This window comes from Halobacillus rhizosphaerae, assembly GCF_046719735.1.
Taxonomy (GTDB): Bacteria; Bacillota; Bacilli; order Bacillales; family Halobacillaceae; genus Halobacillus_B; species Halobacillus_B rhizosphaerae.
The window spans coordinates 109,675-124,908 of record NZ_JAUTWQ010000006.1 but is presented as its reverse complement, the minus strand read 5'-3'; the positions used below and the strand labels follow the sequence as shown (position 1 = coordinate 124,908).

Here is a 15,234-nt window from a genome sequence, read left to right as displayed (position 1 = left end):
TTAAGAATAATCGTTTATCAAAAGCCGCTGTTATTTTTCGCTGATGAGGAGTTTTAAACTGATTAAAAGAAAGACCATTCCTTGGACTAGACTTATTTTTCTTGAAAGAGAAGGTTTCTTTACAAATAGGGAACGGACTTTTTCAGAAAACAAGCTGATTCCTATAAATAGGACTAGAGCTTGGACAAGGAAGACCATGCCTAACACAAACATTTGTAACGACACATGCCCGAGTGATTTATCGATGAATTGTGGCAGTAAAGCCAGGAAGAACAAAGACACCTTAGGATTTAACAAGTTCATTAAAATCCCTTTCTTATAGAGAGATTTGTAATTGGTGGACTTCTGAGTTCTCATTGTTAAATCTGCAGAAGGATCACGGAATGCCTGCCAGGAAAGATAGAGTAAGTAAATGGCTCCCGCATATTTAACCAGATTAAATGCCAGAGAAGATTGGTAAACAATAGCGGATATGCCAAGGGAAGCAGCGGTTACGTGGACAATTAATCCTGAACAGAGACCGAAAGAAACCGCGATTCCTGCATTCTTTTCCTGGGAAATGCTTTGAGCGATTACAAACAGGTTATCGGGTCCTGGCATAAGAGTAAGTACAATAGCTGCTCCTAGAAAAGAAAACGTCAGCATGGGATCCATAGAATCGTACCTCCTTAAGGAAATTTTAGTCTATTATACAGGAAAAAGAAAAAAATCACCCCTTGAATCAGAAGTGATTTCATCCGCGTATTCACAATGTTAATTGGACGAAGGTTTAATTATGCATAATTATATTCACGAGGAACAAGAAGGTCGGCAAATTCGTACAGCAAGCCATCAAAGATCGTATCCCAGGAGCGGCTGAGTGCATACTGACGAGCTTCGTAACCCATTATTCTTAACATTTTTTTGTTTTCCAGTAAGTTTGTTATGGCATCAGTAAAGTCTTGTACACTCCCAGGGTCACATAAGATTCCAGTCTTTTTATCCTGAATGACTTCCTGGACTCCTCCTGCTTTTGAGCCAACCACTGGTGTTCCGCAAGCCATTGCTTCCAGGACCACATTGCCAAACGTTTCTGTTGTAGAAGGAAAAACAAATAAATTTGAGCCTGCGTATACCTGGGTTAGTTTTGATCCGCTTAAGTAACCAGTAAAAGTCATGTTGGCCGGCGCATTGGCTTCCAATTCCTCATGTAACGGCCCGCTGCCTGCGATCAGCCAGTGAACTTGATCTTTAATAGAGTCGGGCAGTTGTCGAGATACGTCCATAAGTATGTGTAAGTCTTTCTCTGGAGCTATTCTTCCTACATAGGTCAAAATATAAGGCTGGGTAATTTGGTATTGCTGTCTGAGAAGATCAGTATTTATCATTGGATGAAACTGGCGGCAGTCTACTCCCCGGCTCCAAATATGCAGGTTGGAGAAGCCATTGCGCAGCAGCTCCTGGCGCGTATTTTGAGAGGGAACGAACGTTTTCTTGAAGGAATGATGGAACCACCTCATGTACTTCCAAATCCACTTGGAAAGAAACTGGAGATCATAATATTTTAAGTAATGGTCGAAATTCGTGTGAAAGGAGCCGACGATGGGGATGTTTAGTTTTTTTCCATAATAGAGCCCGGCCAAGCCTATATTGAAAGGGGTGGCAATATGAATGAGGTCAGGACGAAAGGATTCCAGCTCTTTACGGATGGAATATATATTAGGAATAGCTAATCGGCATTCAGGATAAAGATGAAAAGGAATACTTTTAAAACGCTGAATTTGACTTGAAATGCAGCGGTCTTTACTCGCTTTAGGTACAAATAATCGATATTCGATTCCTTTCGTTTCTAAATATTCGACATAGCGCTGCAGTGTCTTAGCCACACCATTGACTTGTGGCGCATAAGTATCTGTAAAAACAGCAATTCTCATGATGACCCCCCTGTCTTCATGGAGATAAAATGTACTTTTCTGCGATTAATTATATGAAATATTTATGTGGGCAGTATCAACCTCATGTTAAGTTGCTATGGATTTGTTCTAATATTTATCTAATCTTTACAAATTCCGCTTTCAGGAATATAGGAGTTTGAGGAGAGTGGATTCAGAAGTTATGCTGCGAATCGGCTTAGCCATTGTCTAATAGACATTAAGGTGCCCAGGGAGAATGAGGGAAGAAGCAACAACCAAAATTAACTCAAATTTAATAGTGTCAGGGAATAATCAAGGTAATCTATGAGTATGATGGTGGTTAGTACAGAGAAGGGATCTCAGCATGATATGATGGTCTATAAAGGAAGAAGAAGGAGTGGAATGGTATTGTATCTGAACGAAATAAACAATCTTCAGTTTCATAGTCAGCTATCTTTAAAGCAAGTGGAAGACCGCCTTATGATTACTGCGGACTTTCCCAGGAATTTTCTTGTGGAAAGCGATTTGATACAGCCTTTTCTCTATGTCACTTTGTACGTTCGCGGCGGGGAGCAGATTAAGATCATAGATGAGGCAACTGCGAAGCTTTATACCCCCGCAAAGAAAGAGTTTGAACCGGGAACTTATCGGCAGATTATTCAATTTGCCAAAAAACATGCGAAGCAATTTACAGCGTAATTCTCATGGTCGGTTAAAAAACATGTACTGCTATGTTAAGAATAGACAAGCAATGAACATCCGAACCTCAAAAAAATGGGGTTCGGATGTTTATATTTTTCTTTCATTAGATCAGTAAGCGTGGACATTATTTCTTCTGTCGCTTTTGGATGGCCTACCTTAAACAAGAGGGCTAAGTATGATAGAGTGGTTATGTAATATTTACCATTTATATAACTAGATCAAATTTTATAGATCAAATAGTATGCATACGAAGAATGCTTACTAAATAAGAACACTCCAACAAAGAAGAAGGGGGGAAGATAGCTTTGGAAAGGAATCAAAATGCTTTTCTTCTAGCGGGATCTTTTTTTAGTATAATCGCGGCATTATGGATCTTTACTGGAATAGCAGCGGGTGAGTTACCTCCTGCTTCGTCCTATACAGCACTCTCATTAGCGATTCTCTCTTTTTGCATGATCTATTTATATCCCCATTTAAAAAACGATCAGATAAAATGGATAAGAAAAAGAGCCTTTCGTTATACGCTGGTTGCTTTATTCGTGTGCGTTGCGGGGTTTTTAATCACTCTTCCTATCGATAAGTTCACCCTTGGATCCGTTGATTTTCTAACGATAGTCATTTCCATATTGATTTCTACCCAGTTTTTATCGATGGTTTGGGCTGCTAAAAGGATTTAGGTAGATAGCTAAACAGCAAAATTTGGGAGTGGTAACATGGATAAATGGAAAACGTTAGACTCGAATTATTTGTTCCAAACCCCCTTTGGCCATTTAAGAAAAGATACATGTGAATTGCCTGATGGAAAGGTCATTGATGATTACTATGTACATGAATACTCTGATTGGGTGAATGCTGTGGTTTTGACAAAGGAAAATAAATTAGTGCTGGTTGAACAATATCGACATGCCGGCGAAGACTTCTATTTGGAAATTCCTGCTGGGAAAACGGAAAAAGATGAGTCTGCTGAAGAAGGTATTCTAAGAGAAGTTCGAGAAGAAACCGGGTTTATTTCTAAACATCGGCCAGTTAAATTAGGCGATTTTATGGTTAACCCGGCAACTCAAAATAATAGAATCAAAACGTATCTTATTTTAGATGCGTACAGAGAATATGAACAGGATCTCGATGAAACCGAAGAAGTAAAAGTAGTGCTGCTAGACTTTGAGAAAATGGGAAGTCTCATTGGCGGATGTGAAATAAACACTCAGCTGTTTACTGCCCATGCTTACTTTATGGCAAAAGTCTATTTATTGGAACACAGTGGAGGATCATTTACATACAAATAGAGACTGGAACAGAATTCTTTTAACCCTTATGAAATCTGAACTATGATGGAATGTTACTAACATTCTTCCATAGTTCAGATTTTTTGTTGCAAGATTTCTAGAGGTTTCCTCAGGACATATACTCACGCTGCCTCTTTTTCCTATGCTTTCTCTTGTGATAAACCATGGAGGAGCCATTCCTGCAAAGGACAAACACGAGACTCTTTATATAGGGATCCCGTCCCTATTTTTAGAAGTTCGGGCCGGGAACTATTGCTGGGTTAAGCAGGAAATCATTTTAAGTAGAATTTCGTACATGTTTTCTAGTAATCAGAATATAGATAACTAGTATCTAACGTTTTTCAAAGAGGTGGAAAAATGAAATGGTATAGTCTATCTATTCAAGAAGTTGAAAAGATTACTAGAACTAGACATGAATGTGGTTTAAGTGCATCTGAGGTAGAAAACAGACTAAGAGAAATAGGCTATAACGAGCTTGAAGAACGCAAGAAACCTTCTCTCTTTCTTATGTTTCTTGAGCAGTTTAAAGATTTTATGGTTTTAGTTCTGTTGATTGCTACTGTGATTTCAGGTTTATTGGGGGAATATCTCGATGCGGGTGCGATCATTTTTATCGTGATCATTAATGGGGTATTAGGTTTTATTCAGGAACGAAAAGCTGAAGAATCTTTACAAGCACTTAAAGAATTGTCGGCTCCTCAGATGACAGTGTTAAGAGATGAGAAGTGGTCATTGGTGCCTGCTCGCGAAGTCGTGACAGGAGATATCGTTAAATTTGAAAGTGGCGACAGGGTTGGAGCAGATACGAGAATATTCCATTGTAACGATTTATCGATTGAGGAATCCTCCATGACGGGTGAGTCGGTTCCTGTAAAGAAAACTTCTCGTCCCTTAGATGGATCAGACCTTCCAATAGGAGATCAGGAAAACATTGCATTCATGGGAACTATGGTGACTCAGGGAAATGGTATGGGAATCGTTGTGGCAACCGGAATGAAAACGGAGATGGGAAAGATTGCGGATCTGCTGCAAACAGAACAAGCTTTAATAACTCCATTGCAGCAGCGGCTGAAACAGCTGGGAAGTATTCTAATTACGGTTGCTTTAATGTTAACAGCGTTAGTAGTCATGGTGGGAGTTTGGCAGGGACACGGTGTCTATGAGATGTTTTTAGCAGGCGTATCTCTGGCTGTAGCTGCCATTCCCGAAGGTCTGCCTGCTATTGTAACCGTCGCTCTTGCCCTTGGAGTTCAGCGTATGATCAAAAGAAATGCCCTTATCCGCAAATTGCCCTCAGTGGAAACTTTAGGCTGTGCCACCGTCATTTGCTCGGATAAGACTGGTACGCTGACTCAAAATGAAATGACCGTCACGACTCTTTGGAGCGGTGGGGAGACCTTGAAAGTAACCGGAACCGGCTACCATCCTAGGGGAGAATTTTATAATCACAGTCAGAAGATATCGGTTCAGCAGAATCATTCGCTTTCTCAGCTGCTTTCCTGTGGGATGATTTGTAATCATGCAAGCATTAGAGAGAAAGGAGACCATTTTATCCTTGAAGGAGATCCTACGGAAGGGGCTATGGTGGCAGCTGGAATGAAAGCTGGTTTGTCCCCTGATAGTCTTTCCAAGGATTTTGAAATCGTAAAAGAATTTCCGTTTGATTCGAACAGAAAAATGATGAGTGTCATTGTTAAAACAAGAACTGGAGAGCACTTGATTATTACTAAGGGAGCCCCTGAAGTGATCCTTCCCTGCAGTGAACGGATCAGGTGGGGCAATAAGGATGTACTGCTCTCTGACAAGTATATAAAGCAAGTAAATAATAAAATTAATGAATTGGCGGGTGAGGCATTAAGAACTATTGCAGTAGCTATTCGTCCGTTAAAAAGCTTTGAAACGATTCATTCCTCACAAGAAGCCGAGCGGCGATTAACCTTTGTCGGTATGGAAGGAATGATAGATCCTCCTAGACAGGAAGTGAAATCTTCTATAGAGGAATGCCATGCAGCAGGGATCAAAACGGTGATGATCACGGGTGACCATGCGATTACCGCAGCTGCTATTGCACGGCAAATAAATTTACTGCCGGCTACTGGACAGGTCCTTGATGGGAATGCTTTAGAAAAGATGTCAGTGGAACAATTACAGGAAGTCATTGAGAACGTTTATGTTTTTGCCCGTGTTTCACCTGAGCATAAGTTGAAAATAGTAAAAGCTTTTCAGCAGAAAGGGCACGTTGTGGCAATGACTGGAGATGGAGTTAATGATGCCCCAGCCATTAAAGCATCTAATATTGGCATAGCAATGGGGATATCTGGTACCGATGTGACGAAGGAAGCTTCCTCCTTAATCTTAAGAGATGATAATTTTGCCACCATTAAAGCTGCTGTTAAAGAAGGCAGAAATATATATGAAAACATCCGCAAGTTTATTAGATATTTGCTTGCCTCTAACGTAGGCGAGATCCTGGCGATGCTCTTTGCCATGCTGCTTGGTCTTCCTCTTCCATTAGTACCCATTCAGATTCTTTGGGTGAACCTTGTTACCGATGGACTACCTGCAATGGCATTAGGATTGGATGAACCGGAGAAGGATTTAATGCATAGAGGTCCAAGACCCGTGGAAGAAAGTATTTTTGCCAGAGGTTTAGGAATGAAGGTAGTCAGCCGCGGGTTTTTAATCGGTATAGCAACGATGGCGGTTTTTATTACCGTCTATCAGAGAAGTTCGAGTGAATTGATTATGGCTCAAACGGCTGCTTTTGCTACGCTGGTTATGGCACAGCTCATCCATGTGTTTGACTGCCGTTCGGAACAATCGATCTTTCATAGAAACCCTCTGGGAAATCCTTATTTGATTTGGTCCGTATTGTCTTCCGTCGTCTTACTGTTGGTTGTTATTTATATCCCTTTATTTCAGCCTATTTTCCATACGACTGCCTTGCCTTTCAGTCAATGGCTGCTCATTTTAGGGTTTGCTGCGTTACCTACAGTTTTACCAGGGGGATTTGTTAAAAAAAGTAAAGATAAGTAGCGATGTTTCGTTTACTTAAATCCGTCTATAGTTCATGCTGTACGCACAGAAAAACCAGAGGCTGGGACAAAACTTGCTCTTGTCCTAGTCTCTTCTTAATTATTGATAAAGAGTGTCGCAATACCATTGAATAAAGGCACTACGAATCCATATACATAATAGTAAACCTACATAAATTAAAACCTTATAAGTTTTATAAAAGGAAGGGGGGATCGTGTGGGGTATATGTTTGACATCGACAAGTTTATTGATGAACGAACATTAACTGTAAGTGTGAAGAATAAAGGGCTGAATTACGGACTGGGCTGTTTTGAAGGAATAAGAGGATTCTGGAATGATAGAAAAAAACAGCTGTATCTCTTCCGGCTCGAGGATCATTTAAATAGATTTCATCAATCAGGAAAGAGTATATTCATCCCCGTCCCCTATTCTGTTCAGGAACTATCCAATATTATTCGTAGACTGCTGTTACTGAATGAGACAAAGAGTGATGTATATATCCGTCCGATTTGTTTTAAAGGCACCAATACGATTCGTCCGGATTTAAACGATCCATTTAATCATTTGTCTATTTACACGGTTTTTACCGATTATGAACCTAAACCTGCCTTGAAAACTGGCATTTCTTCATGGGCACGGGTGGGCAGTAATATGATTCCTCCACAAGTAAAACCGACCGCGGGTTATTTGAATTCAGCTTTAGCTATTAATGAAGCTGATCTGAATGGTTATGATACAGCAATATTTCTGACTGCAGAAGGTTATATTAGTGAAGGGCCGGCAGAGAATATTTTTATCGTGCAAGGGAATAAGGTACTTACTCCCCCTGTTTCTGATGATATTCTGGCCGGAATTACAAGGGATACCGCCATTCAAATTCTTCAACAAGAGCTGGGTCTGCCAACGATGGAGAAGAGCTTTACAAGAGTGGAGTTATATGAAGCTGATGAAGTCTTTTTTACAGGAACAGCCCTTGGAATAAAACCTGTGATTGAAGTAGATCGCCGAATCATTGCAGACGGGACAGCTGGAGCGGTTACTTTACGCATTCAGCAAATTTATAATCAGATGGTAAGATGCGAACTGCCTCACTACCAGAGTTATTGTTTCCCGTTATATTAATTTATCCTTCCATGGAAGGTCAACAATTCCTATTCATTTAAATTTGTATGGGGAAACATTTACCCGCATAAGGTAAGTGTTTTTTTATTTTTTGCAGATGGATTTCTGTTGTGTGGGTTTTCCACTGTCTTCAATTTGCTGTTTAAGGTGAGAGAAGAAGATTATAAGGAAAGCATTCCATTGGGAACGAGCAATATTCTCTTTGGTTGTTTTCCATCATGAAGCGGTTTCCATGGCGGGTAATTATAGAATTAGTCATCATGATCGGCTTAACTCTGATCGTAGCCGGCGCTATTATTCTATAAGAGTTTTCTATGTTATATTAAAAAAAATAAATGCCTGATTATCGGCGGTACTTTTTTTAAGAACAGGTATACTTATACTTAACAGCAACTCTTGTAGAGGAAGCGGAGGAGTAAGGATGATCTGTTCAGAACTGGAACGTGAATATTACCAAGCATTAGTAGAAAGAAAGAGGAACTATGAAGGGTTATTTTTTGTCGGGGTAAGAACTACAGGTGTGTTCTGCCGGCCCACATGCCCAGCGAGAAAACCTAAATTTGAGAACTGTGAATTCTTTGAAACTGCCCAGCAAGCTTTACTTGCTTCTTACCGTCCTTGTCAGCGATGCAATCCGCTTTCTCATCCGATGATCGCCTCAGAGCTTGTCAAAGAGCTTGTAGAGAAGGTTGAGGAAGACCCAGAAAAGCGATGGAAGGATCAAGATTTAAGGGGACTGGGTATCGACCCTTCTACAGCACGACGTCAATTTAAAAAAAGATTCGGCATGACATTTGTAGAATATGCCCGGGCAAGAAGAATGGGCGTGGCGATGAAGGAAATTAGAAAAGGGAATTCAGTGATAGATACTCAGATATTAACCGGTTATGAATCCAGCAGTGGTTTTCGTGATGCCTTTTCCCGGATTATGGGAGCCCCTCCTTCTGTAAAAGGAGAAGTAAACATTTTGAAAGCAGCATGGCTTGACACAGAGTTAGGTCCGATGATAGCAATTAGTAATGAAGAAGCACTTTATCTGCTTGAATTTGTAGATCGGAAGGGTCTCGAAAAGGAAGTAGAGCGGATGAGAAATAAATTGAATGCAGCCATTATACCTGGCAATACGGCTATTACTCGTTCAATTGAAAAAGAATTACTGCAGTATTTCAAAGGACAGCTCACAGAATTCAAGACGCCGATCTATTTAATGGGGTCACCTTTCCAAAAGAGCGTATGGGAATCTTTGAGACGAATTCCTTCTGGAGAAACCAGGTCGTATTCTGAGCTTGCTGCCTCGATACAAAGACCTACTGCATTTAGAGTTGCTGCCAGAGCAAATGGTGCGAATCAGCTGGCCATCGTAATTCCTTGCCATCGGGTGGTTCAGTCCAATGGCGGGCTGGGAGGTTATGCTGGGGGATTGAATAGGAAAAAGTGGCTGCTTGAGCATGAATACAAGCTGAAACTGGAGAGAAAACAGGTGTTAAAGGAGAAATAAATGAAAAAATGGATCGTTACATTTGGGATTATCGTTATTCTTCTAATTGTGATGGTTGTGACCAAACCCTCAGAAGAACAATATGTAGACTGGGTCGTTGATAAGGCCGGCGAACAACTGGCTGGAGACAACCCATTTATTGGTGCTGGCATAGAACTCATTGGTCCCAATATAATTAGAAATCATACAACAGAAAAGGATTACTTCATTTTTAAGGAGTATAAGACAGAAATGCTTGGTAAAAAAGTGAAAGTGATCGGTATATTTCATACGTTTATTCCCATCTCAAAACCTTAAAACGCAGTTAAAACAGGACGGAAATAACACTACCAATAGTCACCTGAAAAGCCACTGATGTGAATAGGGAGATCAGCCGCAAAACGTAAGAATACTTTCTGTAGAAATGTTTAGAAACCTTTTTCAGGCAGCACAAAAAATCCGGACGAAGCTGGGATAATGACGTAACATTCCATCTTCGTTCGGATTTAATTATGGCTAAAAGACTTCCAGTACCAGTCGCTGTATAACTTCGTTTGCCAAACAGTTAATTTTTAGGTTTCAACTCATTCTCTACGTCTTCGTTTACTGCACCAGGACCGCCAAGAATGTACAGGCGTTCGATTCCAAGCTGATCGTATGCTCTTTTTACACTATCTGGAACTCGGTTTTCTTTTACTAAAATGGATGCGGCATTTTGTTTAGCAGCGAGTACGGAGCCGGTAAGTGCATCAGCAAATTCCTGGCCAGTACTAACAAATGCAGTGTTCCCAGCATCGTTTAAATCAGTAATGACTTTAGCTGCGGTTTTATACCTGTCTGTTCCGCTATAGCGCTCAGCATTTGGAAGTTTATCCATAACTTTCTTACTGACCACTCCATTGCCTCCGACTACCACGGTGCGTTCCATTCCATGAAGGGCAAGGTTCGTTTCACGAGGAAGAGTGCGGTCTTTAGTCAGAAGGATCGGGTAACTATTTTTAGCTGCATAGGGAGCAACGGATAAGGCATCGGGAAATTTATCTCCGTTAACAACTATTGCTTTGTCAGGGTTTCCATCTAAACGGGCAGCAATGTTGGAAGCTGTTCCGTAACGAGTATCCCCGCTAATGCGCTCAATATTCAGACCCATTCCTTTCAGTTGGTATTCCACATGATCAGAAATAGCATTGGGTCCACCGAGAATAATTGCTTTCTTTGCTGATAAGCGTTCCACTTCTGTTCTTACTTTGGGATCAAGGTAATAATTGTGACTTAGTAAGACAGGGGCATCCTCTTTATAAGCAAGAGGAGTGCCAGCCAATGCATCGGCGAATTCATCTCCTCGAGCAATTATAACTGTATCTGCTTTGTCCCAGCCTTCTTTCGATACTTCAATGGCAGTTTCATAGCGATCGGAACCAGCAAGCCTCTTTTCTCCTAATAGACTTTCAACATTAAAGGCAGCAACTGTTCCAGATACTTCATGTGCGACCAGGAGCATCGGGCTGCCATTTGGGCTGTCTTCAGCAGGGATAAAGGTTAATCCTTCTGGACCGCTGTCCCCTTTGACTGAACCGTCCTCACTAGAGAAGTCCCGGCTGGTAAAGTATGTGACATAATGAGGGTTTTCCGGGTCATCAATATTGTAAACCATTACCCCGCCTTGTCTCTCCAGCCCGATAAATGCATAGTTTTTCCCTTTTATTTTTCCAACAACTGCCGTTTCAGGTTCTGGTCCTTTATCATCGCTTCGTTTTTTAGCCTCATTTTCATCATTATTAGCATTAAAGTGTTCTGGCAGGTTGTTTGCAATAATCTTCTCAAATTCATTTCCGCTGTCATAGACTTGGTTAAACTGCTCCGCTTCATAGATAGAAAAAGATCGTCCTCCGAAACTGTAAAGAGCTTCATATTCATCTTGATCATTTAATCCATTGGCAGTAGTTACGTGTAGTTTACCTAATTGATCATCATCGAATAATCCATTTGCAATCATTTGATCTAATTCTTTCTGAGTGAACCCTGAATAATTGTCGGCATTTAGATGGATCTTTTTTCCGGTATCTTTTTCTAAGTCACCGACACGAGTTTCTTCTGAATAACCGTCGTAATCTCTGGAATCTCCTTCATTTGGAGTAAGGATGTATTCTTTTCCGTTCACAGTGTAGGAAGCAATGGCATCAGGCTGATACATTCCAAGCACTGGGAGGGGCTTGATGTCGATAGTTGAAGAATCGTTGGATGCATCAAGTCCATTCCCTTTAGTGGAATGGTCTTTAAAACCCAATCCGTGAACAGCGGTAAATTCATTATTTTCTAAGTCCAATTCTGCAATACCATTGTTTTCCTGCAGGGAGACATATGCTTTTTTATCCTGGGGGCTGATTGTGATATATTCTGGTTCGAAGTCTTGTGCAGCGGAGGCTTCAGGGCCGAATATCCGAACGTTTTTATCAATTTTGCTTTCATCAAGTGAACCAAATCCGGCAGTAGTTACTTTTCCGTCCGCAGGTCCTTTACTAACATCTATGATTGAAACACTTCCCTCAGGGTCCACGGTGTAATCATCATTTGGCTCCCCCTCATTAGCTGATAGAATCTTTGTTCCATCATGAGAAAAAGTCACCATATCCGGAAGGGCACCGACTTGATATTTTTTAATGAAATTTCCGTCCGCATCAAATAGGGCAACAATACCATCAGACGTTTTCTTATCATTTACGATTGCTACGGCCACATAACCTTGACTCGGGTGAACCGCTACACTTGTAGGACCGTCTATTTGAAAGTCTCCCAGATCGAGGTCATTTAGTTGAACACGTTTCACAAGTTGAAATTTTCCGTTTTTCGTTGATGACAGGTCAAGAATATCAAGCGATTTGGCGTCTCCATTCGTTACAAAGGCTCGCTTGTGCTTTTTGTCATATTCAATAATCTCAGCACCACCTTCATCAAAGGCTGCACCGCTGTCGTAGTGGCCGGCTAAAGACACTTCCAGCTCTTTCTTTCCATCATAAGCTGTCACTTTCTGATCACTCGCCATGGACATGGCAGGTAAGGATAGGAAAGAAGCGGTAAATACCGTCGCTAATGCTAAAGGGAGTTTCTTCATTTCTTTTACCTCCTATATAATAGATTCACTCTTACTATGAAGGATCTGTATGAATAGGAAATTAAAAGTAGATAAATTTTTGTAAATATTCAGAGGATTATGCCGTTTTGATTGGCATTCATGTTTAAGCCGCTGTCCACATAATTATGAAGGAAGGAGGAGGGATTAAATGGATGTCGTTCATATCTTCATTACTACCTTTTGTACAACTTTTGGTGCAGTTCCTGTCTTATTTATTCGCCGATTATCCCATAAAGGAAAAGACGGTCTTCTCGCATTAGCAGCGGGGATAATGGTTGCAGCTTCTACATACGGATTGATTCCTTCAGCGTTGAAATTATCGAATCTTTTTACGCTGGTGGCGGGTATTTTAATAGGAACGTTCGTCCTTCTAATCCTTGAGATCATGATCCCTCACCACGACTTAGAGCATCATAATGATACAAACACGAATATTAGTCTTTTTATCATAGCTATGGCCTTACACAATCTACCAGAAGGAATGTCTGTAGGGATGAGTTACGCTAGTCAGTATGTGAACCTTGGTCCGGTGGTGTCCTTTGCGATTGGTCTGCAAAATTTCCCGGAGGGTTTTCTGATTGGGTTATATTTAATCATTCAGAACATTCGCGGATGGAAAATGCTTGGTCTGGTAACTTTCACTGCCCTGGTAGAATTTTCGGCTGGCCTTGCCGGTGTTTTTTTTGGACAAGCGTTTAGTGGACTGGTCCCCTATGGTCTTGCGTTTTCTGCAGGTGCAATGTTATTTATTGTGTATAAAGAGTTGATTCCAGAAAGTCATGGGGATGGGAACGAACGGATTTCCACATTGGCTTTTATTATGGGATTTATAGTTATGATAATACTTACAGAACAACTAAGATAATCTCCAGCAAAGTTTTTAAATTTGAGGAAAAAATTCAAAAGAATTCTTATGGGGTCTTTGTACGATTTATATGTTAATAATTGGATGGGGTATCTATGATAAAAAGATCGATTTTGATTTACATTTTACTTAGATAAGATTAGGGAAAAAAGAGTAGTCTTGTAAAGATAGGTTTTACAATAGAATTAAGATTAGTAAAGTTTCATCTTTTTTGTACGTCTTTAAACGGTTCCCTAGACTTAAAAGATGCCCTTTGTATATATCTTTTAATAATTTAAAACAAATAAAAAGTATTGTAATTTTATTGTTACAGTACTGTTACAAGATTATCAATGATTCGAATGACTACTCATTTAGCAGTGGAATCATTACATAATATCTGGAAGCGGATTTCGACATCGTTCGTTATAGTCTAACTATCTTCGTAATACTTTCCTACCTTTGCACTGTATACATTGTATGGTAGTCTATTGCTGGAATTGATCATCAAGAATAAAAGAAGGGAAGGTGGCATATGGGAAGGGTTCCACATGAGACTGAAGCTCAAATAAAAGAAAGTATGATGAATGCAATGAAAGAATATTGGTCGGATGCAAACCTACTAGAGTTAGCGAGCGGATTTATAGACTACCAATATAAAGAGGGGTTTACTTTTTCTGCTCTTACACAGGTAAACTTTCATATGATCTCAAATCGAAGAGATCAAACATTCATTCATCGTTTAGCTGCAGTTGAAATACTAATCCTTGCCTTAGATATATTCGATGATCTGCAGGATCAAGATACAGAAGACCGCCCCTGGACTCAATCTCCAAGTGCTTCCACCATGAATATTGCTACTGGCTTTCTCTTACTGAGTGTAAGTATTATTGAACGAAGTAATATGGATGAAAGCTGCAAATGGAAGATCATCCCTTATATTAACCAGCAGGTTTTGAAGGCTGTCCAGGGGCAGCATCAGGACTTATCTACAGATATCCAGTCAGAGAATGAATATTTACAAATGATAAGAAGGAAGTCCGGCTCATTAATGGCTTGTGCTTCGTTAGTTGGGGCTGCGTCTGCCTCTAAAGAACATCAAGAAATTATTTATCAATATTCAGAATATCTTGGCATGGCTGCTCAACTAGCGAATGATTTAAAGGATGTAACTAGAGTAGATGGGAAGAATGATCTTTTTAATAAGAAGAAGACCTTGCCGATTATTCAGCTTCTAAGTGAAGATTGTATAGAAGCACGATGGGTGAGAGATTATTTTGATGAGAAGGTAACCTGCGAGTTTATAGTAGCGAATAAACTCCCCTTATTCAGCTGGATTGAGAAATCTTCAGCTCTTAAATATACGCAAGTAATGAAACGGCTGTATCAGTTAAAAGCTCTGAGAGAAATTGAGTCATTAGAGGTTGCAGACCATTGGAAATCAGAATTAACTACCATGGTTGAGGAATTTTAAAATTATGAAGGAGGCAGTTATCATGTTGCAAAAAGTAGTCGATTATGTGGTAAACCACCCGAACGCACTAGAAGATTTAAAGAATAATAAGCTGGACTTCGCAGGTGTTTCTGAGCTGGAGAAAGCAGCATTGGTGGATGTATTAAATGACCAGGACAATAATGGACTGGAAGTTGAAATGTGTTATTGGAAATAATTAAATAAAGTAGAGAGGAAAAGCCAGAAATTTTCTGGCTTTTTTGCTCTGCAAATAACGAGGGGAGTTCGT

Annotated in this window: 13 protein-coding genes; 10 read left to right on the top strand and 3 right to left on the bottom strand. The window is 40.2% G+C overall.

Going from position 1 to position 15,234, the window contains the following annotated elements; genetic code table 11:
• Positions 1–30: 30 nt before the first annotated feature.
• Both Q7A53_RS08340 and Q7A53_RS08335 read right to left on the bottom strand, forming a co-directional pair.
• Entirely contained in the window at positions 31–654 is a 624-nt protein-coding gene (locus Q7A53_RS08340) for a LysE family translocator (RefSeq protein ID WP_411788688.1), read from the bottom strand.
• Positions 655–773: 119 nt separating this feature from the next.
• Complete coding sequence (locus tag Q7A53_RS08335) at positions 774–1,913, bottom strand: glycosyltransferase family 4 protein (RefSeq protein ID WP_411788687.1); 1,140 nt, start codon at positions 1,911–1,913, stop codon at positions 774–776.
• Between the two features lie 381 nt (positions 1,914–2,294).
• On the opposite strand from Q7A53_RS08335, the gene Q7A53_RS08330 reads away from it, so the two are divergent.
• The 7 genes from Q7A53_RS08330 to Q7A53_RS08300 all read left to right on the top strand — a co-directional run bounded on the left by Q7A53_RS08330 (position 2,295) and on the right by Q7A53_RS08300 (position 9,833).
• A complete protein-coding gene (locus Q7A53_RS08330) occupies positions 2,295–2,591 on the top strand; it encodes a hypothetical protein (protein ID WP_411788686.1) in 297 nt (98 codons plus the stop codon).
• A gap of 308 nt (positions 2,592–2,899) precedes the next feature.
• The gene (locus tag Q7A53_RS08325; RefSeq protein ID WP_411788685.1) at positions 2,900–3,271 is read left to right on the top strand and encodes a hypothetical protein; all 372 of its coding nucleotides are present in this window, start codon (positions 2,900–2,902) and stop codon (positions 3,269–3,271) included.
• Positions 3,272–3,307: 36 nt separating this feature from the next.
• Positions 3,308–3,880: an NUDIX hydrolase gene (locus tag Q7A53_RS08320; RefSeq protein ID WP_411788684.1), complete on the top strand. Its 573-nt coding sequence runs from the start codon at positions 3,308–3,310 to the stop codon at positions 3,878–3,880.
• Between the two features lie 357 nt (positions 3,881–4,237).
• Entirely contained in the window at positions 4,238–6,916 is a 2,679-nt protein-coding gene (locus Q7A53_RS08315; RefSeq protein ID WP_411788683.1) for a calcium-translocating P-type ATPase, SERCA-type, read from the top strand.
• A 225-nt stretch (positions 6,917–7,141) separates the two neighbouring features.
• Complete coding sequence (gene ilvE / locus Q7A53_RS08310; RefSeq protein ID WP_411788943.1) at positions 7,142–8,038, top strand: branched-chain-amino-acid transaminase; 897 nt, start codon at positions 7,142–7,144, stop codon at positions 8,036–8,038.
• Between the two features lie 421 nt (positions 8,039–8,459).
• Positions 8,460–9,536: a bifunctional transcriptional activator/DNA repair enzyme AdaA gene (locus tag Q7A53_RS08305; RefSeq protein WP_411788682.1), complete on the top strand. Its 1,077-nt coding sequence runs from the start codon at positions 8,460–8,462 to the stop codon at positions 9,534–9,536.
• On the top strand, positions 9,537–9,833 hold the full coding sequence (locus tag Q7A53_RS08300) for a hypothetical protein (RefSeq protein ID WP_411788681.1): 297 nt from the start codon (positions 9,537–9,539) through the stop codon (positions 9,831–9,833).
• A 247-nt stretch (positions 9,834–10,080) separates the two neighbouring features.
• Here the strand turns inward: Q7A53_RS08300 and Q7A53_RS08295 are convergent, their stop codons facing one another.
• On the bottom strand, positions 10,081–12,627 hold the full coding sequence (locus Q7A53_RS08295; protein WP_411788680.1) for a choice-of-anchor I family protein: 2,547 nt from the start codon (positions 12,625–12,627) through the stop codon (positions 10,081–10,083).
• A gap of 169 nt (positions 12,628–12,796) precedes the next feature.
• Here Q7A53_RS08295 and Q7A53_RS08290 point away from each other — a divergent pair, with 169 nt between their 5' ends.
• From Q7A53_RS08290 to comX, 3 genes are all read left to right on the top strand, one after another.
• Positions 12,797–13,513 carry a ZIP family metal transporter gene (locus tag Q7A53_RS08290; RefSeq protein ID WP_411788679.1) on the top strand — a complete coding sequence of 239 codons (717 nt, stop codon included), beginning with the start codon at positions 12,797–12,799 and terminating at the stop codon, positions 13,511–13,513.
• Between the two features lie 514 nt (positions 13,514–14,027).
• Positions 14,028–14,966 carry a polyprenyl synthetase family protein gene (locus tag Q7A53_RS08285; protein WP_411788678.1) on the top strand — a complete coding sequence of 313 codons (939 nt, stop codon included), beginning with the start codon at positions 14,028–14,030 and terminating at the stop codon, positions 14,964–14,966.
• A 22-nt stretch (positions 14,967–14,988) separates the two neighbouring features.
• Positions 14,989–15,162: a competence pheromone ComX gene (comX, locus tag Q7A53_RS08280; protein ID WP_411788677.1), complete on the top strand. Its 174-nt coding sequence runs from the start codon at positions 14,989–14,991 to the stop codon at positions 15,160–15,162.
• Positions 15,163–15,234 lie beyond the last annotated feature (72 nt).

What these genes read in the sequence shown, in the direction of transcription:
- comX (WP_411788677.1), top strand. Translation starts at nt 14,989, where the DNA reads ATGTTGCAAAAAGTAGTCGATTATGTGGTAAACCACCCGAACGCACTA.
- Q7A53_RS08300 (WP_411788681.1), top strand. Translation starts at nt 9,537, where the DNA reads ATGAAAAAATGGATCGTTACATTTGGGATTATCGTTATTCTTCTAATT.
- ilvE (WP_411788943.1), top strand. Translation starts at nt 7,142, where the DNA reads ATGTTTGACATCGACAAGTTTATTGATGAACGAACATTAACTGTAAGT.
- Q7A53_RS08330 (WP_411788686.1), top strand. Translation starts at nt 2,295, where the DNA reads ATGGTATTGTATCTGAACGAAATAAACAATCTTCAGTTTCATAGTCAG.
- Q7A53_RS08305 (WP_411788682.1), top strand. Translation starts at nt 8,460, where the DNA reads ATGATCTGTTCAGAACTGGAACGTGAATATTACCAAGCATTAGTAGAA.
- Q7A53_RS08295 (WP_411788680.1), bottom strand. Translation starts at nt 12,627, where the DNA reads ATGAAGAAACTCCCTTTAGCATTAGCGACGGTATTTACCGCTTCTTTC.
- Q7A53_RS08340 (WP_411788688.1), bottom strand. Translation starts at nt 654, where the DNA reads ATGGATCCCATGCTGACGTTTTCTTTTCTAGGAGCAGCTATTGTACTT.
- Q7A53_RS08290 (WP_411788679.1), top strand. Translation starts at nt 12,797, where the DNA reads ATGGATGTCGTTCATATCTTCATTACTACCTTTTGTACAACTTTTGGT.
- Q7A53_RS08335 (WP_411788687.1), bottom strand. Translation starts at nt 1,913, where the DNA reads ATGAGAATTGCTGTTTTTACAGATACTTATGCGCCACAAGTCAATGGT.
- Q7A53_RS08320 (WP_411788684.1), top strand. Translation starts at nt 3,308, where the DNA reads ATGGATAAATGGAAAACGTTAGACTCGAATTATTTGTTCCAAACCCCC.
- Q7A53_RS08285 (WP_411788678.1), top strand. Translation starts at nt 14,028, where the DNA reads ATGGGAAGGGTTCCACATGAGACTGAAGCTCAAATAAAAGAAAGTATG.
- Q7A53_RS08315 (WP_411788683.1), top strand. Translation starts at nt 4,238, where the DNA reads ATGAAATGGTATAGTCTATCTATTCAAGAAGTTGAAAAGATTACTAGA.